The sequence below is a fragment of the Pseudomonas sp. KB-10 genome (genome assembly GCF_018221585.1).
Classification (GTDB): Bacteria; Pseudomonadota; Gammaproteobacteria; order Pseudomonadales; family Pseudomonadaceae; genus Aquipseudomonas; species Aquipseudomonas yangonensis.
The window spans coordinates 1,018,007-1,036,781 of sequence record NZ_QYYB01000001.1 but is presented as its reverse complement, the minus strand read 5'-3'; the positions used below and the strand labels follow the sequence as shown (position 1 = coordinate 1,036,781).

Sequence of the window (18,775 nt, the reverse complement as noted above, 5' to 3'; positions counted from 1 at the left end):
ATGACCACCGCCCCTCTGAAAACTGCTTCCGTCCTGGCCTTCGAGCGCAAGCTCGACCCTTCCGATGCGCTGTTTCATGCCGGTGACTGGCAGACGCGCGACAACTGGCAGCCGCTCGCCGTGCGGGAAAAATCCGTGCGCGGCACCATCTCCAATCGCCTCAAGGCCAAGGATCAGGATCCGGCCAAGCTCGACGCGGCCATCGAAAACCCCAACCTGCAGACCGTCGACGTCGCGGCCCTGCCGCATGACGCCGACACGCTGCGCGTCAGCTTCACCCTGCGTGTGCTCGGCGGCGCCGGCACCCCCTCGGCCTGCAACGATGCCGATTACCGACAGAAATTGCTGGACACCGTGCAGGGTTATGTCGCCAGCCACAGCTTCGCTGAACTGGCACGTCGCTACGCACACAACCTGGCCAATGGTCGCTTCCTGTGGCGTAACCGTATCGGTGCTGAACAGGTAGAGGTACAGATTGCCCACTTGGTCGATGGCAAAGCGGCCAAGCAGTGGAGCTTCGATGCGCTGGGCCTGTCCCTACGCAACTTCGACGCCAGCGGCCCGGCGGCAGCGTCGCTGGACGAACTGACCAGCCTGATCGCGGCCGGCCTGAGTGGCGAACGTCACCTGCTGCTGGGCATTACCGCCTATGTACGCATGGGGGCAGGCCAGGAAGTCTTCCCTTCGCAGGAACTGATCCTCGACCGGGGCAAGGGCGACAAGAGCAAGACCCTGTACAGCGTCGACGGCATCGCCGGGATGCATTCGCAAAAGCTCGGCAATGCCCTGCGCACCATTGACACCTGGTATCCGGACGCTGGCGAGCTCGGCCCCATCGCCGTCGAACCCTACGGCTCTGTAACCACCGAAGGCCGCGCCTATCGTCAACCCAAGGCCAAGGCGGACTTCTACAACCTGCTGGACAACTGGCTGCTCAAGGACAAAGTGCCCAGCATCGGTGACCAGCACTTCGTCATGGCCACCCTGATTCGCGGTGGCGTCTTCGGTGAGGCGGGCTAACCATGGACCACTACCTCGACCTCAAACTGCTACCCGACCCGGAGTTCCCGGCCACGCAGTTGATGAGCGCGCTGCTGGCCAAGCTGCACCGCGGCCTGCATGACCTGCGCCGTGGCGATGTGGGCATCAGCTTCCCGGATGTGGAACGCGCCAGCCACGGCCTCGGCAGCCTCCTGCGCCTGCATGGCAGCGCCGAGGCACTAGACCGGTTGTTGGCGCTGAACTGGCTGAGCGGCATGCGCGACCACCTGCATCTGGGCGAACTGACGCCGATTCCCGCGCAGGTGCGCTGGAGCTGCGTCAGCCGCGTGCAGGTGGACAGCAACCCGGAGCGCGCCCGCCGCCGCCTGATCAAGCGTCACGGCATCAGCGAGCAAGAGGCGCGCCAGCGCATCCCCGACAGCGCCAGCAAAGCTGCAACCTGCCCTATGTCACCTTGCGCAGCAACGGCAGCGGTCACAGCTTCCGCCTGTTTATCCGCCACGGTCCGCTGCTCGACAATCCCACCCCCGGCACCTTCGGCGCCTACGGCCTGAGCGCCCAGGCCAGCATCCCCTGGTTCTGACCCTTTTTCCCACTCCCAAGCGGAGCCCTTGCAAAATCAAACACTTGCAAGCGGCTCCGAAAAAGGGTTTTCAACCACAAAATAGAAAGGCTCTTTAACAATCAATACGTTAGGGTTCCGGGGCTCTACTTCACTGCCGTGTAGGCAGCTCAGAAATTTGTTGTCAACCGAAAAAGGTTGACAATAGACTTCACTGCCGTGTAGGCAGCTCAGAAATTGCATCGGCAAAGTTGTTCGCGCGCTCCGTGCTTCACTGCCGTGTAGGCAGCTCAGAAATGCAGGTCATCTTGGGAAAGCGGCATGTTTTCCTTCACTGCCGTGTAGGCAGCTCAGAAAAGGAAGAAGTGGACGCCGCGCGCAAGGCCAAGCTTCACTGCCGTGTAGGCAGCTCAGAAAGGCATGATGCAGCGCTTTGAGCGGATCGCCTGCTTCACTGCCGTGTAGGCAGCTCAGAAACAGGCAAAACAGCGAAGGCCTGCGCCATGGTGCTTCACTGCCGTGTAGGCAGCTCAGAAAAATCTGGTAGTCACTCGGCAGGCGAAACTGCACTTCACTGCCGTGTAGGCAGCTCAGAAATCGCGCACGGCCGGCAGCCGGTCTACCCGCACCTTCACTGCCGTGTAGGCAGCTCAGAAAATTGCCGCCGTTGTAGCCGGACAGCACGAAGGCTTCACTGCCGTGTAGGCAGCTCAGAAAGTGCCCAGCTCACGATCCGCCGTGAACGAGGTCTTCACTGCCGTGTAGGCAGCTCAGAAAAAGCCCCCGAATCAGGCTGGCCGCCGGTATACCCTTCACTGCCGTGTAGGCAGCTCAGAAACGACATCGACGCCGACCACCTGCGCGAGCGTCCTTCACTGCCGTGCAGGCAGCCCGAGCCTCACACACCCAGCGCGCGATACATCACATAGCAATCCACCAACCCATGCCTGGCGTGACGGTAGGCCTTGGGCAAGGTGCCGACTATCTCGAAACCGTGCTTCTGCCATAGCGCCACGGCCACCGTGTTGGTGGCCACCACGCTGTTGAACTGCATGGCGCTGAAACCCAGCTCGCGCGCCACGCTCAGCGAATGGGCGCAGAGTCGGCCGGCGACGCCACGCCCGCGTGCAGCCGGGGCGGTCATATAGCCGCAGTTGCACACGTGATCGCCAGGGCCGGCGGCATTGGCCTTGATGTAGTAGGTGCCGAGAATCTGCCCGTCCTGTTCCGCGACGAAGGTGGCGCGCGGCAGTTCGACCCAGAGTTTCCAGGCCGTGTCGCGATCCATGTCGGGATCGAAGGCGTAGGTTTCCTGCGCCTGCACCACGTCACGGATGATCGGCCAGACCTGATCGAAATCGGCGGCCTCGATGGGGCGGATGATCAGTTCGCCACTCACTGGTCGTAACCCTCGGCCAGATGCTGGTCCTTGAGTTTCACGTAGTTGCCGGCCGTGTAGCTGAAAAAGTTGCGCTCCTTGTCGGTCAGCGCACGTGCCTGTTTCACCGGGCTGCCGACGTACAGGTAGCCGCTTTCCAGGCGCTTGCCCGGCGGCACCAGAGAACCCGCGCCGATGATCACTTCGTCCTCGACCACCGCGCCGTCCATGACGATGCTGCCCATGCCGACCAGGATGCGGTTGCCCAGGGTGCAGCCGTGCAGGGTGACCTTGTGCCCGACGGTCACTTCGTCGCCGATGATCAGCGGGAAGCCCTCCGGGTTGAACGGGCCGGCGTGGGTAATGTGCAGCACGCTGCCGTCCTGCACGCTGGTGCGCGCGCCGATGCGGATGCGGTGCATATCGCCGCGGATCACGGTCAGCGGCCACACCGAGCTGTCCTCGCCCAGCTCGACGTCGCCGATGACCACGGCAGAAGCGTCGATGAAGACGCGCGCGCCCAGTTGCGGGAGGTGTTGCTGGTATTTGCGAATCGCCACGATAGAGGCTCCTGGGCTGCGGGAAAGCTTGATTGTAATTAAGATGGCCCCCATATCGACTGCAATCGCCCTGGGATTTTCCCCGGCGCAGCCTCTCTTCCTTCGCCACAGGTGCCTCGTCGTGACCGCGAACAATCCCCTGCTGCAAGACTTCGACCTGCCGCCCTACTCGCAGATCAAACCCGAGCACGTCGAGCCCGCCGTCGACCAGATCCTGGCCGACAGCCGCGCGGCCATCGCCAAGCTGCTTGAACAGCAGCAGACCAATCCGAGCTGGGAGGGCCTGGTGCTGGCACTGGACGAACTGGGCGCACGCCTGGGCCGCGCCTGGAGCCCGGTGAGCCATCTCAACTCGGTGTGCAACAGTCCCGAGCTGCGCGCCGCCTACGAGGCCTGCCTGCCCAAGCTGTCCGAGTACTGGACCGAAATGGGCCAGAACAAGCCGCTGTTCCAGGCCTACGAGGCGCTGGCGCAGAGCCCGGCTGCCGCCGATTTCGACGTGGCGCAGAAGACCATCCTCGAACACGCCCTGCGCGATTTCCGCCTCTCCGGTATCGACCTGCCGGCCGAGCAGCAGAAGCGCTATGGCGAGATCCAGATGCGCCTGTCCGAGCTGACCAGCAAGTTCTCCAACCAGCTGCTCGACGCCACCCAGGCCTGGACCAAGCACGTCACCGACGAAGCGCGCCTGGGCGGCCTGACCGATTCGGCCAAGGCGCAGATGAAGCAGGCTGCCGAGGCCAAGGGCCTGGACGGCTGGCTGATCACCCTGGAGTTCCCCAGCTACTACGCGGTGATGACCTACGCCGACGACCGCGCCCTGCGCGAAGAGGTGTATGCCGCCTACTGCACCCGCGCCTCCGACCAGGGGCCGAATGCCGGGCAGAACGACAACGGCCCGCTGATGGCCGAGATTCTCGACCTGCGCCAGGAGCTGGCGCGCCTGCTCGGCTTCGCCAACTACAGCGAGCTGAGCCTGGCCAGCAAGATGGCCGAATCCACCGACCAGGTGCTGAGCTTCCTGCGCGACCTGGCGGTGCGCAGCAAGCACTTCGCCGAGCAGGACCTGGCCGAACTGAAAGCCTTCGCCGCCGAACAGGTCCTGAATGACCTGCAAAGCTGGGACGTCGGCTACTACAGCGAGAAGCTGCGCCAGCAGCGCTACAGCATCTCCCAGGAAGAAGTGCGCGCCTGGTTCCCGGTGGACAAGGTGCTCAGCGGCCTGTTCGCCATCGTGCAGAAGCTTTACGGCATCGAGATTCGCGAGCTGAAAGACTTCGACACCTGGCATCCGGACGTGCGCCTGTTCGAGATCAGCGAGAACGGCCAGCACGTCGGGCGCTTCTTCTTCGACCTCTACGCCCGCGCCAACAAGCGTGGCGGCGCCTGGATGGACGGCGCCCGCGACAAGCGCCGCGATGCCCAGGGCAGGCTGATCGCCCCGGTGGCCAACCTGGTGTGCAACTTCACCCCGCCGGTCGGCGGCAAGCCGGCGCTGCTGACCCACGACGAGGTCACCACCCTGTTCCACGAGTTCGGCCATGGCCTGCATCACCTGCTGACTCGCGTCGAGCACGCCGGCGCCTCGGGCATCAACGGCGTGGCCTGGGATGCAGTCGAGCTGCCCAGCCAGTTCATGGAGAACTGGTGCTGGGAGCCCGAAGGCCTGGCGCTGATCTCCGGCCACTATGAAACCGGCGAGGCGCTGCCGCAGGCCATGCTGGACAAGATGCTGGCGGCGAAGAACTTCCAGTCCGGGCTGATGATGGTGCGTCAGCTGGAGTTCTCCCTGTTCGACTTCGAGCTGCACGCCAGCCACGGCGACGGCCGCAGCGTGCTGGACGTGCTCGAAGGCGTGCGCAATGAGGTCTCGGTACTGCGCCCGCCGGCCTACAACCGTTTCGCCAACGGCTTTGCGCACATCTTCGCCGGCGGCTATGCGGCCGGTTACTACAGCTACAAGTGGGCCGAAGTGCTCAGCGCCGATGCCTTCTCCAAGTTCGAGGAAGAAGGTGTGTTCAACGCCGACACCGGCCGCGCCTTCCGCGAAGCGATCCTCGCCCGTGGCGGCTCGCAGGAACCGATGGTGCTGTTCGTCGACTTCCGCGGCCGCGAGCCGAGCATCGATGCCCTGTTGCGTCACCTCGGCCTGAGCCAGGAGGCCGCATGAGCGATGCACCTGTGAACAGCACCCCGAAACGCTTTATCGCCGGTGCCGTGTGCCCGGCGTGTAGCGAAACCGACAGCATCAAGATGTGGAACGTCGACGGCGTGCCGCACCGCGAATGCGTCAAGTGCGGCTATGCCGACACCCTCGATGCGCGCGGCAACTCGGTACCCAAGGAGCTGCCGACCCGGGTCAACGTCAGCGGCCTCAAGCCCAAGGCGGCCGATCCCAATGTGCAGGCGGTGCAGTTCTTCCCCAATCCCAAGCTGAAAAAGCCCAGCGAGTAACTCGACTTCTGGCCATGGAGGGCCTATGCGTTTTCTTTCTCTTTTACTGCTTAGCGCCGCCTTGCCGGTGGCAGCCGAGCTGCGCTTCGAAGACCTTGAAGCCAAGCGCAGCGACTGGGCGACCTATCGCTTCCCCGTGCTGCAAGGCGACAGCCTGGCGGTGAGGCGCATCAACACTTTCCTGCACGCCATGGAACTGGAGGGGCGGCCTGGGCGCTTCGAGCGTTCACCTTTCGAGCGCATCTGGCCGAAGGAAGGTGAAATCTGGGGCACCAACAGCCTGGATTACCGGATCGATGCCGAACAACCAGGTTTTCTGTCCCTGACCATCAGCGGCGAATACACCGGGGCCTATACCAGCATGGGCCATGTCACTTACCTGTTCGATCTGGCCAGCGGCCACCCCATAGGCCTGAGCCAGCTCTTCACATCGGCCGGTCTGCAGCGCCTGGGCGAACGCATCGGCAGGGAACGAAGCAAGCGCATCGAAGACTATCTGGCCGGCATCCCCGTCCCTAGCGGATATGGCGACGAGCAGGTATCGCTCTCCCCTGACGACCACGACGAATACAGCGACGAACAGCGCGGCATGTATCGACATTGCCTGCCCAGTCGCAGCGCTGCCGACCTTCGCTACGACCGCCTGCAACTCGGCAAACAACGACTGACGCTGACCGCCGGCGGTTGCGCTCCCCACGCAGCTCGCGCTCTGGATGACCTCGGCGACTTCGTCAACAGTGTGCCCTACGCCCAGCTTGACGCTGACCTCAGCACCTACGGGCGCTGCCTGCTGCTGGAGCGACGCAGTGACTGCCAGCATCCAGGCGATCTGAAGGCTGGCGGCGTGTACTGGGGCAAGATCGACGGTCGCTACCCCATCACCCTGATCGTAGGCACCAGCGAGAACAGCCGCCCGCAGTCCAGCGCCTACTTCTACGACAAGTACGCCACGCGTATCGAGCTGGATGGTCGAGATTTGCGCGACGGCCGCCTGCGCCTGCAGGAAGGCGGCGACACGCCGGCCCGCTTCGATCTGCAGCTACGAGCGGACGGCACGTTGCGCGGCACCTGGCAACAGGTCGGTGGCAAGGCGCTCGCCGTGGAGCTGCAGTAAAGCGCCAAGGCACAGCTACTCGCGAAAGAACTCCCCCGGGGTTACGCCGAACTGCTGGCGAAAGGCAGCGATAAAGGCCGACAGCGAGTCGTAACCACAGGCCAGCGCCACGTCGGTGACGCGTTCGCCCTGCTCCAGCGGCGCCAGCGCATCGAGCAGGCGCTGACGCTGGCGCCAGGCGCGGAAACTCAGACCGGTTTCGCGCAGGAACAGCCGGCTCAGGGTCTTTTCCGATACGCCCAGGCGCGCAGCCCATTCCCCCAGGCCAAGCTGACGCAGGTTGGCATCTTCCAGCCCCTGGCACACCTCGCGCAGCCGCGTATCCTGTGGCAGCGGCAACATCAGCGCCACTTCCGGTGCGGCCTGCAGCTCATCCAGCAACACCGCGGCCAGCCGGCCCGGCGCGCCCTGTTCGTCGTATTCGGCCGGCAGAGCGCTAAAGCGACGGATCAGCTCGCGCAGCAGCGGGCTGACCGCCAGCACCCGACACGCGCCCGGCCCCCAGGGTACCGCTTCGCCATCGATGTACAGGCTACGCATTTCGGTGCGCGGCGAGCTGAACACGCGGTGCTCGACGCCGGCCGGCACCCACACCGCGCGCTGCGGTGGAGCGACGAAGCGCGCGCCGGCGGTCTGCACCTCGAGCACGCCGGCGATGGCATAGGACAGCTGTACCCAGGGGTGCGTATGGCGAAAGGTCAGCGCCCGATTGGTCAGCGATTCGACCCGGCCATACAGCGGCCGTGGCAGGCTCGGCAGCTCGGGGAGGTTACGATAGAAGGCTGCTGGATATCTGTTTGGCGACACTTGCTGGCTCTTTGGCGTTAGTCGGAAATTCTCGATGACGATAATGTGGCGACCTTCCGTATCGCAAGCCCGAGATTCGCCATGTTCCTGCGCCGCCTGTTACCCGATGCCTTCACCCTGACTCTGCTCGCCGTGGTGCTCGCCGCCACGCTGCTGCCTGCCAGCGGCCAGATCGCAACGATCTTCGAGTGGATCACCAACCTGGCCATCGCTCTGCTGTTCTTCCTGCATGGCGCCAAGCTGTCGCGCCAGGCGATCGTCGCCGGCGCCGGACACTGGCGCCTGCACCTGCTGGTGTTCTCCTGCACCTTCATACTCTTCCCGCTGCTCGGCCTGGCGCTCAAGCCCGCGCTGGAGCCGTTGCTGGGCAATGAGCTGTATCTGGGCATGCTCTACCTGTGTGCCCTGCCGGCCACCGTGCAGTCGGCCATCGCCTTCACCTCGCTGGCGCGCGGCAATATTCCGGCAGCCATCTGCAGCGCGGCGGCGTCCAGCCTGCTCGGCATCTTCGTCACCCCGTTGTTGGTGGCGCTGCTGATGGGCGTGCAGGGCGACAGCGGCTCGACCCTCGACGCCATCGGCAAGATCAGCCTGCAACTGCTGCTGCCGTTCGTCCTCGGCCAGATCGCCCAGCGCTGGATCGGCGCCTGGGTGACGAAGAACAAGAGCTGGCTGAAATACGTGGACCAGAGCTCGATCCTGCTGGTGGTTTACACCGCCTTCAGCGCCGCGGTGATCGGCGGCCTGTGGCAGGAGGTACCGCTGCTCACCCTGCTGGCCGTGACCTTCGCCTGCTGCGTATTGCTGGCCCTGGCCCTGGTGCTGACTCATTTGCTGGGCAAATGGCTGGGCTTCAGCCTGGAGGACCGCATCACCATTCTTTTCTGCGGTTCGAAAAAGAGCCTGGCCACCGGGGTGCCCATGGCGCAGGTGCTATTCGCTGGCGGCGCCATCGGCGTGCTGATTCTGCCGCTGATGCTGTTCCACCAGATCCAGCTGATGGTCTGCGCGGTGCTGGCGCAGCGTTACGCCAAGCGCGAGGAGGCACCGCAGACCGCGGCGGCTTGATCTTCACGCGACGGAAGGGACTTGCTCGGACTTCAGATAACTGTATTTTTATACAGTATTCTTATGGAGTCCGAGCATGTCCGCCAGCCTGCCGCCACGAGGCCGTGGCACCGCCAGCAATCCGCACAACCGCTTCGCGCCGACACGCTCGGAGCATGAAGACGACGGTTGGTATCAGGAAGAGACGCCCCTGAGCCGCGCCACCGAAGTGCGCAGGGAAAAGGCCAAGACCGCGATAACCCACAACAACTCCCCGGACGTCGGCTTCGACCGTTCGGTGAACCCCTATCGCGGCTGCGAACACGGTTGCATCTACTGCTTCGCCAGACCGAGTCACGCCTACTGGGACCTGTCGCCGGGCATCGATTTTGAAACACGCCTGATCGCCAAGACCAACCTGGCCGAGCGCCTCGAAGAGCAACTGCAGAAGCCCGGCTACGTACCGCAGCCCATCGCCCTGGGCATTAACACCGACGCCTACCAGCCCATCGAACGCGAACAGCGCCTGACGCGCCAGGCGCTGGAGATACTGCTGCGTTACAGGCACCCGCTGCACATCATCACCAAGGGTTCGCTGATTCTGCGCGACCTCGACCTGCTCAGCGAACTGGCCAGCCATAACCTGGTCAGCGTGGCCTTCAGCCTGACCACCCTGGACGACGAGCTGAAACGCATCATGGAGCCTCGAACCGCGGCGCCGGCCGCCCGCCTGCGCGCCATGCGCACGCTGCATGAGGCCGGCGTGCCGGTGAGCGTGATGTGTGCGCCGATGATTCCGATGATCAACGACATGGAACTCGAGCAACTGCTCGAAGCCGCGCGCGATGCCGGCGCACGTTCGGCCGGTTACGTGCTGTTGCGTTTACCGCTGGAGATCGCCGATCTGTTCGAAGAGTGGCTGCGGGTGCATTTTCCCGAGCGCGCCGAGCACGTGATGAGCCTGATTCGTCAGAGTCGTGGCGGCAAGAACTACGACAGCCGCTTCGGTAGCCGCATGCGCGGCGAGGGCCAGTTCGCCGATCTGCTGCAGCAGCGTTTCCGCCTGGCGCGGCGCAAGCTTGGCCTGGACCGTCGTGACAGTTTTACGCTGGACTGTTCGCAGTTCTGCCCCCCGGGTGCGCAATTGAGCCTGCTCTGACTTGGCCGCGCCGCTCGATATGTTAAAACAGGGGACTCCCGCATTCGCCAAACAAGCCCATGACCCGTACATCTCGCGTAGCCGACCCGTCCTACGAACTGATGGACGACCACGAAGGCCATTCGCTGATCTACCGTCAGCACGGCTTTCCCTCGCCGCTGGTACGCTGGCACTTCCACAAGGAATACGAGCTGCACCTGATCGTCGCCAGCTCGGGCAAGGTGTTCATCGGCGACTACATTGGCAATTTCTCGCCCTACACCCTGTTCCTCACTGGCCCCGGCCTGCCGCATAACTGGATCAGCCAGGTCGAGGACGGCGAAGTGGTCGAGACCCGCGACATGCTGGTCAACTTCACCGACGAAGTGCTGGAAAGCGGCACCGCAGTATTCGCCGAACTGAAGGGGCTGCAGCCAATGCTGGCCCGCGCGCAGTTCGGCATCGAGTTTCGCGATCCGCAGGTGATTCGCCAGGCCGCCGTGTTGCTGGGCAAGATTGCAGACAGCCGAGGCATCAGCCGCCTGGGCCACTTCTTCATTCTCATGGAGCTGCTGGCCGGTAGTGAGGATTACCAGTTGCTCTCGACCGTGACCTCCTCCGAGTTCGGCGATGAACAGCATGTCGAGCGCATCAACCGCGCGGTGGACTATATCTTTCAGCACTACGCCCAGGGCATCAGCCAGGAAGAAGTCGCCGAGCACCTGGGCATGACGCCCACCTACTTCTCGCGCTTCTTCAAACAGGCGACCGGCCGCGGCTTCGTCGAGTTCGTCAATCGCCTGCGCGTGAGCAAGTCCTGCGAACTGCTAAGCAAAAGCGACAAGCCGATAACCGAAGTGTGCTTCGAATCCGGCTTCAGCAACATTTCCAACTTCAATCGCCGCTTCCAGCAGCTCAAGGGCATGACGCCTACGGGTTACCGCAAGCTGGTAGTACAGCGCCTGACTGAGCAAAACCTGTACTGAATCGGCGGCGACTTACGCTCCACGCATCGCAGCGACCGCTCTGCCAAGCGGTTTAATCTGCGTTCGTGCTGTCTTCCAGCCGATATTGAAGTGCAAAAAAGTATCGATCGCTGTGCGCTCAAGGATTTGTTCGCGCGAGTCTGCGGGGGTGTAATCCGGCCCGAGCGAAACAAAAACAATAACGTTCTTCCGTAGCCGCACCGGCGCGGGAGAGGAGTTCACAAGCATGAACCACTCGATCAAAGCCCTCGTTGCAGCCTCCTGCCTGTCTCTCACCGCGGTCGCCCAGAGCGCCGAGACCGTCACCATCGCCACGGTCAACAACAGCGACATGATTCGCATGCAGCGTCTGGCGAAAACCTTCGAACAGCAGAACCCGGACATCACGCTCAAGTGGGTGGTGCTCGAGGAGAACGTGCTGCGCCAGCGCCTGACCACCGACATCGCCACTCAGGGCGGCCAGTTCGACGTGCTCACCATCGGCATGTACGAAGCGGCACTGTGGGGCGAGAAAGGCTGGCTGGAGCCGATGACCGACCTGCCGGCCGACTATGATCTCGATGACGTTTTCCCCTCGGTGCGCGAAGGGCTGTCGGCCAAGGGCACGCTGTATGCGCTGCCCTTCTACGCCGAAGCCTCGATCACCTACTACCGCACCGACCTGTTCGAGCAGGCCGGCCTGAGCATGCCCGAGCGGCCGACCTGGGATCAGCTCGCCGAGTTCGCCGGCAAGCTGCACCAGCCGGACAAGGGCGTCTATGGCCTGTGCCTGCGTGGCAAAGCCGGCTGGGGCGAGAACATGGCCCTGATCACCACCCTGGCCAACGCGCACGGCGCGCGCTGGTTCAACGAGCAATGGCAGCCGGAATTCACCGGCAGCGAATGGCAGAACGCGCTGAACTTCTATGTCGACAACATGAAGAAGTACGGCCCGCCCGGCGCCTCCAGCAATGGCTTCAACGAGAACCTGGCGCTGTTCAACAGCGGCAAGTGCGCGCAGTGGGTCGATGCCAGCGTGGCCGGCTCGTTCGTCACCGATGAATCGCAGAGCAAGGTCGCCGATTCGGTCGGCTTCACCTTCGCGCCGACTCAGGTTACCGACAAGGGTGCGTCGTGGCTGTACTCCTGGGCGCTGGCGATTCCGACCAGTTCCAAATCCAAGGAAGCGGCCAAGACCTTCAGCGCCTGGGCGACCTCCAAGGCCTATGCCGAGCTCGTGGCCGAGCGTGATGGCGTGGCCAACGTGCCGCCAGGCACCCGCGCCTCGACCTACAGCGATGCCTACATGCAGGCCGCGCCGTTCGCCAAGGTCACCCTGGATTCGCTGCAGAAGGCCGACCCGGCCAGCCCCAGCGCCAAGCCGGTGCCCTACGTGGGCATCCAGCTGGTGACCATTCCCGAGTTCCAGGCCATCGGCACCAGCGTCGGCAAGCTGTTCGCTGCGGCGCTCACCGGCCAGATGAAACCAGATCAGGCACTGCAAGCCGCGCAGCAGAGCACCGAGCGGGAAATGAAGCGCGCCGGGTATCCCAAGTAGAGAAGCCGTAGCCGGTAAGGTGGGTTAGCGCCGCGTCCAATGGCAGCCCAGACGCCGCGATGACAGCGCGGCGCGTAACCCACCAGGCGATAGCCGGCGTTGCACCAATGGTGGGTTACGGCGCCATCTTGAGCGAGAGGCGCCAGAGTATCCCAGCTAGGGGCCTAACTACGAACCGCGTCTGTCACCACGACACTGCCTTTCGGAGGCACCATGAACACCTCGGCCATCGACACCCCTGCTGCACAGGTCAGCACGCCTGGCGGGCGCAACCCCCGGCGCCTGGCACCGGGCTGGTTTCTGGTCAGCCCGTCGGTGCTTCTGCTGCTGATCTGGATGATCGTGCCGCTGGGCATGACCATTTATTTCTCGCTGATCCGCTACAACCTGCTCTACCCGGGCGAGAACGATTTCGTCGGCCTGGAGAACTTCGAATACTTCGTCACCGATGCCGCCTTCCTCTCCGGCGCCGGCAATACCGTGCTGCTGGTGGGCAGCGTGCTCTTGATCAGCGTGGTGCTCGGCGTGCTGATCTCCGCGCTGTTGGAGGCCAGCGAGTTCTTCGGCCGCGGCATCGTGCGGGTGCTGCTGATCTCGCCGTTCTTCATCATGCCCACGGTCAGCGCGCTTTTGTGGAAGAACCTGATCTTCCATCCGGTGTCGGGCATTCTCGCCGCCATCTGGCAGTTCTTCGGCGCCCAGCCGGTGGACTGGCTGGCGCACCACCCGCTGTTGTCGATCATCATGATCGTGTCCTGGCAGTGGCTGCCGTTCGCCATCCTGATCCTGATGACCGCCATGCAGTCGTTGGATCAGGAGCAGAAGGAAGCCGCGCGCCTCGACGGCGCCGGGCCCATCGCCATCTTCTGGCACCTGACCCTGCCGCACCTGGCGCGGCCGATTGCGGTGGTGGTGATGATCGAGACCATCTTCCTGCTCTCGGTATTCGCCGAGATCTACACCACCACCAGCGGCGGACCGGGCTACGAATCGACCAACCTGGCCTACCTGATCTACACCCAGGCGCTCTTGCAGTTCGACGTCGGCATGGCCTCGGCCGGCGGGCTGATCGCCGTGGTCATCGCCAACATCGCCGCCATCGTGCTGATCCGCATGATCGGCAGGAACCTGACCGAGCGGCAGTAGGAGCGCATCATGTTGACGCTGAAACAATCCCGTCGCCTGCACAGCCTGGTCATCGGCACGCTGTCCTGGGCCATCGCCGCGGTGATCTTCTTTCCGATTTTCTGGATGGTACTGACCAGCCTGAAGACCGAGATCGACGCCTTCGCCACGCCGCCGCAGTTCATCTTCATGCCGACGCTGGAGAACTACCTGCACATCAACGAGCGCAGCGACTACTTCGCCTTCGCCTGGAACTCGGTGCTGATCTCGGCCTCGGCGACGCTGCTGGGCATGCTCCTGGCGGTGCCGGCGGCCTATTCCATGGCCTTCTTCGAGAGCAAACGCACCAAGGGCACGCTGCTGTGGATGCTGTCGACCAAGATGCTGCCGCCAGTGGGAGTACTGGTGCCGATCTACCTGCTGGCCAAGCAGTTCGGCCTGCTCGATTCGCGACTGGCGCTGATCATCATCTACACCCTGATCAACCTGCCGATCCTGGTATGGATGGTTTACACCTACTTCAAGGACATCCCCGTGGACATCCTCGAAGCAGCGCGCCTCGATGGCGCCACCACCTGGCAGGAGATCGTCCGCGTGCTGCTGCCGATCGCCCGCGGCGGCCTGGCCTCGACCATGCTGCTGTCGCTGATCCTGTGCTGGAACGAGGCGTTCTGGTCGCTCAACCTGACCAGCTCCGCCGCCGCCCCGCTGACCGCGCTGGTGGCCTCCTACTCCAGCCCCGAGGGGCTGTTCTGGGCCAAGCTTTCGGCGGTCTCGACCCTGGCCTGCGCGCCCATCCTGATCTTCGGCTGGATCAGCCAGAAGCAACTTGTCCGCGGCCTGTCCTTCGGCGCAGTGAAATAACGGGAGAACTTCGACATGGCTGATCTGAAGATCCGCAACCTTAAAAAAGGCTTCGACGGCACGGCGATCATCAAGGGTATCGACCTGGACATCCGCGACCGCGAGTTCGTGGTCTTCGTCGGCCCGTCGGGCTGCGGCAAATCCACCCTGCTACGGCTGATCGCCGGGCTCGAAGAGGTCAGCAGCGGCCATATCGAACTCGACGGCAAGGACATCACCGACGTCGCCCCGGCCAGGCGCGATCTGGCCATGGTCTTCCAGACCTACGCCCTGTACCCGCACATGACCGTGCGCAAGAACCTCTCCTTCGCCCTCGACCTGGCCCGCGTGGGCAAACAGGAAATCGAGGAAAAGGTCGCCAATGCGGCGCGCATCCTGCAGCTGGAAGCACTGCTGGAACGCAAGCCCAGGCAGCTCTCCGGAGGCCAGCGCCAGCGCGTGGCCATCGGCCGCGCCATCGTGCGCAATCCGAAGATCTTCCTGTTCGACGAGCCGCTGTCCAATCTCGACGCCGCCCTGCGCGTGCAGACGCGCCTGGAGCTGGCGCGGCTGCACAAGGAGCTGCAGGCGACCATGATCTACGTGACCCATGATCAGGTCGAAGCCATGACGCTGGCCGACAAGGTGGTGGTGCTCAATGGTGGCCGCGTGGAACAGGTGGGCTCGCCGCTGGAGCTGTATCACCACCCGGCCAACCTGTTCGTCGCCGGCTTTCTCGGCACGCCGAAGATGGGCTTTCTGCGCGGCACCCTGAACAGAGTCGAGGCCGGCAGCTGCGACGTGCAGCTGGAATGCGGCACGCACCTGACGCTGCCGCAGTCCGCTGCCGGTCTCAGCGTCGGCAGCACGGTGACCCTGGGCGTACGCCCGGAACACCTCAACGTGGTCAGCACCGGCGCGGGCCGCATGCAGGTGACCGCCGACGTCAGCGAGCGCCTGGGCAGCGACACCTTCTGCCATGTGCGCTGCACCTCGGGCGAGATGCTCACGGTGCGCGTACGCGGCGACTTCGCGCCGCGTTATGGCGACGCCCTGACGCTGGATTTCGACACGGCGCACTGCCACCTCTTCAACGCCGATGGCCAGGCCGTCGCCAAACCACTGCAGCAGGCCGCCTGACGCCGCTCCATCACGGGATGTTCCAGATGAAACTCAATCGCCAGCAGCTTTCCCGGCTCGGCGGCGCCGTCGCGCTGCCCAGCTACACCGCAGAGATGATCCGCACCGGCATCGCCCACATCGGCGTCGGCGGTTTTCACCGCGCCCACCAGGCGGTTTATACCGACGCCCTGATGAACCAGGGCCTGGCGCTGGACTGGGGCATCTGCGGCGTCGGCGTACGCAGTGAGGACCGCGCCATGCGTGATGCCCTGGCCGGCCAGGATTACCTCTACACCCTGGTCGAACTGGGCGACGAGCCGAACCTGCCGGTGCGGGTGATCGGCGCGATCAGCGACATGCTGCTGGCCGAGGAGTCGCCACAGGCGCTGATCGACAAGCTGGCTGACCCGGCCATTCGTATCGTCTCGCTGACCATCACCGAAGGCGGTTACTGCATCGACGACAGCACTGGCGAATTTCTTGCCGAGCTGCCGGCCATCGCCCACGACCTGCGCCACCCCGAATCGCCGCAGAGCGTCTTCGGCTTTCTCTGCGCCGCCCTGGCCAAACGTCGCGCTGCCGGCATTCCGGCCTTCACCCTGATGTCCTGCGATAACCTGCCGCACAACGGCGACGTCACGCGCAAGGCGCTGCTGGCCTTCGCCCACCTGGCAGACCCTGAGCTGGCCAGGTGGATCGACGGCCACGTGAGCTTTCCCAATGCCATGGTCGACCGCATCACGCCGATGACCAGCGCCGCCCATCGTCAGCAACTGGCCGAACAGTACGGCGTTGACGACGCCTGGCCGGTGGTCTGCGAGCCCTTCGTGCAGTGGGTGCTGGAGGACAGGTTCGTCAGCGGCCGTCCGGCCTGGGAAGAGGTTGGCGTGCAGTTCACCGACGACGTCACGCCCTACGAGGAAATGAAGATCAAGCTGCTCAACGGCAGCCACCTGGCGTTGACCTACCTGGGTTTTCTCAAGGGCTATCGTTTCGTCCACGAGACCATGAACGACCCGCTGCTGCGCCGCTACGTGCGCACCTTCATGGACCTCGACGTGACGCCGCAATTGGCACCGGTGCCGGGCATCGACCTGGACAACTACAAGGACACCCTGATCGAGCGCTTCTCCAACCAGGCCATCGCCGATCAGCTGGAGCGGGTCTGCTCCGATGGTTCATCGAAGTTTCCCAAGTTCATCGTGCCGACAATCAACCGCCTGATCGAGGATGGCCGTCCGCTGGAGCGCGCGGCGCTGGTGGTCGCGGCCTGGGCGTTGTACCTCAGGGGTGTCGACGAGACCGGCGCGCATTATCGCATCCCCGATCCACGCGCCGAGTTCTGTCAGGCCCTGGTAGCCGATGAAGGCCAGGTGCGCGAGCGCGTGCTCGGCGTCGAGGCGATCTTCGGTGCGGCGATTCCGCAGTCGGCAGCCTTCGTCGCGGCCTTCGAGCTGTGTTACGACAGCCTGCGCAAGCTCGGCGTGACCCGCACCCTGCAGACCCTGCTGGGCGACTGAGCCATGTACCTCGGTATCGACTGCGGCACCCAGGGCACCAAAGCGCTGGTGCTGGATGCAGAAAGTGGCCAGGTGCTCGGTGCAGGCAGCGCCAGCCACACGCTGCAGAGCGGCGCCAATGGCCGCCGCGAGCAACAGCCGCAGCAATGGCTGGAGGCTTTCGAGCAGGCGACCCGACAGGCGCTGGCGACTGCGGGTATCAGCGGCGAGCGGATTCTCGGCATCGGCGTGTCCGGCCAGCAGCATGGCCTGGTGCTGCTCGACGAGCAGGGCCTCGTGCTGCGCCCGGCCAAGCTCTGGTGCGACACCGAATCGACTCCGGAAAACCAGCGCCTGCTCGCTCATCTCGGCGGCGAAGCTGGCTCGTTGCAGCGCCTGGGCGTGGCCATCGCCCCGGGCTATACGGTATCCAAGCTGCTCTGGACCAAGGAGCAGCACCCCGATGTCTTCGCCCGCATCGCGCATGTCCTGCTGCCGCACGACTACCTCAACCACTGGCTCACCGGCCGCGCCTGCAGCGAGTACGGTGACGCTTCCGGCACCGGCTATTTCGATGTGCGCACGCGCAGCTGGGATGTCGAGCTGCTGAACTTCATCGACCCCAGCGGGCGCCTGCAGCGCGCGCTGCCGGAGCTGATAGACGCGGATCAGCCGGTAGGTCGCATCCGCCCGCAGATCGCCCGGCAACTGGGCCTGAACCCGGATGCAGTGGTGGCCGGCGGCGGTGGCGACAACATGATGGGCGCCATCGGCACCGGCAATATCCGCCCCGGCGCGATCACCATGAGCCTGGGCACCTCCGGCACGCTCTACGCCTACAGCGATCAGCCGATGATCAGCCCGCACGCGCAGGTAGCCACCTTCTGCTCGTCATCCGGCGGCTGGCTGCCACTGATCTGCACCATGAACCTGACCAGTGCAAGCGGGCTGATCCAGCAGTTGCTCGAGCTGGATATGCACAGCTTCGGTGAGCTGGTCGAGCAGGCGCCCATCGGCGCCGAAGGCCTGCTGTTGCTGCCGTTCTTCAACGGCGAGCGCGTGCCGGCCCTGCCGCACGCACGCGCCAGTCTGCTGGGCATGGACAGCGACAACCTGACCCGCGCCAACCTGTGCCGCGCGGTGGTCGAGGGCACTGCCTTCGGCCTGCGCTACGGCCTCGACCTGCTGCGCGCCAGCGGCCTGCAGAGCGAAACCATTCGCCTGATCGGCGGCGCAGCGAAAAGCCCGGTCTGGCGCCAGGTGATCGCCGATATCATGGGCACGCCACTGGTCTGCCCGCAGCACACCGAAGCCGCCGCGCTGGGCGCCGCCATCCAGGCCGCCTGGTGCCTGACGCCTGGCGGCGACCGCCGGGCGCAACTGGCCGCGCTGTGCGAGCGCTGCGTGCAGCTCGATGCCTGCACGCAGACGCAGCCGAACCCGGCGCGCACCACGCAGTACGAGGCGGTCTATCAACGCTACCGCGAGCAGGTCGACAGGCTCGCAGAGGACAACCCGCAGTGAGAGCCTCGCTGACGATGAAAGCCGCTTTGCAAAACGGCTTTTCGTAGGAGCCCCGCCCGGGGCGAAGCTTTTTCAGT

Annotated in this window: 17 protein-coding genes, 1 pseudogene and 1 CRISPR repeat array; of the genes and pseudogenes, 14 read left to right on the top strand and 4 right to left on the bottom strand. The window is 64.4% G+C overall.

Annotation, left to right across the window (positions count from 1 at the left end):
- A complete protein-coding gene (gene csy3, locus DXK50_RS04780; protein ID WP_212629507.1) occupies positions 1–1,020 on the top strand; it encodes a type I-F CRISPR-associated protein Csy3 in 1,020 nt (339 codons plus the stop codon).
- A gap of 2 nt (positions 1,021–1,022) precedes the next feature.
- Positions 1,023–1,585: pseudogene (cas6f, locus tag DXK50_RS04775) on the top strand (type I-F CRISPR-associated endoribonuclease Cas6/Csy4).
- A gap of 128 nt (positions 1,586–1,713) precedes the next feature.
- A CRISPR array of direct repeats spans positions 1,714–2,402; the repeat unit is 28 nt; unit sequence CTTCACTGCCGTGTAGGCAGCTCAGAAA.
- Between the two features lie 60 nt (positions 2,403–2,462).
- Here the strand turns inward: cas6f and DXK50_RS04770 are convergent.
- Both DXK50_RS04770 and DXK50_RS04765 read right to left on the bottom strand, forming a co-directional pair.
- Entirely contained in the window at positions 2,463–2,963 is a 501-nt protein-coding gene (locus DXK50_RS04770) for a GNAT family N-acetyltransferase (protein ID WP_212629506.1), read from the bottom strand.
- A complete protein-coding gene (locus DXK50_RS04765) occupies positions 2,960–3,502 on the bottom strand; it encodes a gamma carbonic anhydrase family protein (protein WP_212629505.1) in 543 nt (180 codons plus the stop codon). The genes DXK50_RS04770 and DXK50_RS04765 overlap by 4 nt, the downstream gene beginning before the upstream one ends.
- A 121-nt stretch (positions 3,503–3,623) precedes the next feature.
- On the opposite strand from DXK50_RS04765, the gene prlC reads away from it, so the two are divergent.
- Genes prlC through DXK50_RS04750 form a run of 3 tightly spaced genes read left to right on the top strand, consistent with a single transcriptional unit; the run spans position 3,624 to position 7,070 of the window.
- Positions 3,624–5,672, top strand: coding sequence for an oligopeptidase A (prlC, locus tag DXK50_RS04760; protein WP_212629504.1), 2,049 nt, complete (start codon positions 3,624–3,626; stop codon positions 5,670–5,672).
- On the top strand, positions 5,669–5,956 hold the full coding sequence (locus tag DXK50_RS04755) for a YheV family putative zinc ribbon protein (RefSeq protein ID WP_003241128.1): 288 nt from the start codon (positions 5,669–5,671) through the stop codon (positions 5,954–5,956). Before prlC ends, DXK50_RS04755 begins: the two co-directional genes overlap by 4 nt.
- Before the next feature lie 25 nt (positions 5,957–5,981).
- Complete coding sequence (locus DXK50_RS04750; RefSeq protein WP_212629503.1) at positions 5,982–7,070, top strand: DUF3298 domain-containing protein; 1,089 nt, start codon at positions 5,982–5,984, stop codon at positions 7,068–7,070.
- Between the two features lie 15 nt (positions 7,071–7,085).
- Here DXK50_RS04750 and DXK50_RS04745 read toward each other — a convergent pair whose 3' ends face one another.
- On the bottom strand, positions 7,086–7,877 hold the full coding sequence (locus DXK50_RS04745; RefSeq protein ID WP_212629502.1) for an AraC family transcriptional regulator: 792 nt from the start codon (positions 7,875–7,877) through the stop codon (positions 7,086–7,088).
- A gap of 81 nt (positions 7,878–7,958) precedes the next feature.
- Between DXK50_RS04745 and DXK50_RS04740 the strand changes: the two genes are divergently transcribed.
- The 3 genes from DXK50_RS04740 to DXK50_RS04730 all read left to right on the top strand — a co-directional run bounded on the left by DXK50_RS04740 (position 7,959) and on the right by DXK50_RS04730 (position 11,048).
- Positions 7,959–8,945, top strand: a complete 987-nt coding sequence (locus tag DXK50_RS04740) for a bile acid:sodium symporter family protein (protein WP_161866739.1) — start codon at positions 7,959–7,961, stop codon at positions 8,943–8,945.
- A gap of 76 nt (positions 8,946–9,021) precedes the next feature.
- Positions 9,022–10,083: a PA0069 family radical SAM protein gene (locus DXK50_RS04735; RefSeq protein ID WP_212629501.1), complete on the top strand. Its 1,062-nt coding sequence runs from the start codon at positions 9,022–9,024 to the stop codon at positions 10,081–10,083.
- 59 nt (positions 10,084–10,142) lie between these two features.
- On the top strand, positions 10,143–11,048 hold the full coding sequence (locus DXK50_RS04730; protein ID WP_161866741.1) for an AraC family transcriptional regulator: 906 nt from the start codon (positions 10,143–10,145) through the stop codon (positions 11,046–11,048).
- Between the two features lie 12 nt (positions 11,049–11,060).
- Here DXK50_RS04730 and DXK50_RS04725 read toward each other — a convergent pair whose 3' ends face one another.
- On the bottom strand, positions 11,061–11,276 hold the full coding sequence (locus DXK50_RS04725) for a hypothetical protein (protein ID WP_212629500.1): 216 nt from the start codon (positions 11,274–11,276) through the stop codon (positions 11,061–11,063).
- Between DXK50_RS04725 and DXK50_RS04720 the strand changes: the two genes are divergently transcribed.
- The 6 genes from DXK50_RS04720 to xylB all read left to right on the top strand — a co-directional run bounded on the left by DXK50_RS04720 (position 11,275) and on the right by xylB (position 18,698).
- On the top strand, positions 11,275–12,585 hold the full coding sequence (locus tag DXK50_RS04720; RefSeq protein ID WP_212629499.1) for an ABC transporter substrate-binding protein: 1,311 nt from the start codon (positions 11,275–11,277) through the stop codon (positions 12,583–12,585). The genes DXK50_RS04725 and DXK50_RS04720 overlap by 2 nt on opposite strands.
- A gap of 213 nt (positions 12,586–12,798) precedes the next feature.
- Entirely contained in the window at positions 12,799–13,731 is a 933-nt protein-coding gene (locus DXK50_RS04715) for a carbohydrate ABC transporter permease (protein WP_212629498.1), read from the top strand.
- 9 nt (positions 13,732–13,740) lie between these two features.
- Positions 13,741–14,574, top strand: coding sequence for a carbohydrate ABC transporter permease (locus DXK50_RS04710; RefSeq protein ID WP_212629497.1), 834 nt, complete (start codon positions 13,741–13,743; stop codon positions 14,572–14,574).
- 15 nt (positions 14,575–14,589) lie between these two features.
- Positions 14,590–15,693 (top strand): ABC transporter ATP-binding protein, encoded by a 1,104-nt coding sequence (locus tag DXK50_RS04705; protein ID WP_212629496.1) that lies wholly within the window; start codon positions 14,590–14,592, stop codon positions 15,691–15,693.
- 26 nt (positions 15,694–15,719) lie between these two features.
- A complete protein-coding gene (locus DXK50_RS04700; RefSeq protein WP_212629495.1) occupies positions 15,720–17,195 on the top strand; it encodes a mannitol dehydrogenase family protein in 1,476 nt (491 codons plus the stop codon).
- A gap of 3 nt (positions 17,196–17,198) precedes the next feature.
- Positions 17,199–18,698 carry a xylulokinase gene (gene xylB / locus DXK50_RS04695; RefSeq protein ID WP_212629494.1) on the top strand — a complete coding sequence of 500 codons (1,500 nt, stop codon included), beginning with the start codon at positions 17,199–17,201 and terminating at the stop codon, positions 18,696–18,698.
- The last annotated feature ends 77 nt before the right edge of the window (positions 18,699–18,775 follow it).

Excerpts from the sequence above, each read along its gene's own strand:
- DXK50_RS04715 (WP_212629498.1), top strand. The coding sequence starts at position 12,799 with ATGAACACCTCGGCCATCGACACCCCTGCTGCACAGGTCAGCACGCCT.
- DXK50_RS04705 (WP_212629496.1), top strand. The coding sequence starts at position 14,590 with ATGGCTGATCTGAAGATCCGCAACCTTAAAAAAGGCTTCGACGGCACG.
- DXK50_RS04735 (WP_212629501.1), top strand. The coding sequence starts at position 9,022 with ATGTCCGCCAGCCTGCCGCCACGAGGCCGTGGCACCGCCAGCAATCCG.
- DXK50_RS04725 (WP_212629500.1), bottom strand. The coding sequence starts at position 11,276 with ATGCTTGTGAACTCCTCTCCCGCGCCGGTGCGGCTACGGAAGAACGTT.
- DXK50_RS04730 (WP_161866741.1), top strand. The coding sequence starts at position 10,143 with ATGACCCGTACATCTCGCGTAGCCGACCCGTCCTACGAACTGATGGAC.
- DXK50_RS04750 (WP_212629503.1), top strand. The coding sequence starts at position 5,982 with ATGCGTTTTCTTTCTCTTTTACTGCTTAGCGCCGCCTTGCCGGTGGCA.
- DXK50_RS04740 (WP_161866739.1), top strand. The coding sequence starts at position 7,959 with ATGTTCCTGCGCCGCCTGTTACCCGATGCCTTCACCCTGACTCTGCTC.
- DXK50_RS04720 (WP_212629499.1), top strand. The coding sequence starts at position 11,275 with ATGAACCACTCGATCAAAGCCCTCGTTGCAGCCTCCTGCCTGTCTCTC.
- DXK50_RS04710 (WP_212629497.1), top strand. The coding sequence starts at position 13,741 with ATGTTGACGCTGAAACAATCCCGTCGCCTGCACAGCCTGGTCATCGGC.
- xylB (WP_212629494.1), top strand. The coding sequence starts at position 17,199 with ATGTACCTCGGTATCGACTGCGGCACCCAGGGCACCAAAGCGCTGGTG.
- DXK50_RS04755 (WP_003241128.1), top strand. The coding sequence starts at position 5,669 with ATGAGCGATGCACCTGTGAACAGCACCCCGAAACGCTTTATCGCCGGT.
- csy3 (WP_212629507.1), top strand. The coding sequence starts at position 1 with ATGACCACCGCCCCTCTGAAAACTGCTTCCGTCCTGGCCTTCGAGCGC.
- DXK50_RS04700 (WP_212629495.1), top strand. The coding sequence starts at position 15,720 with ATGAAACTCAATCGCCAGCAGCTTTCCCGGCTCGGCGGCGCCGTCGCG.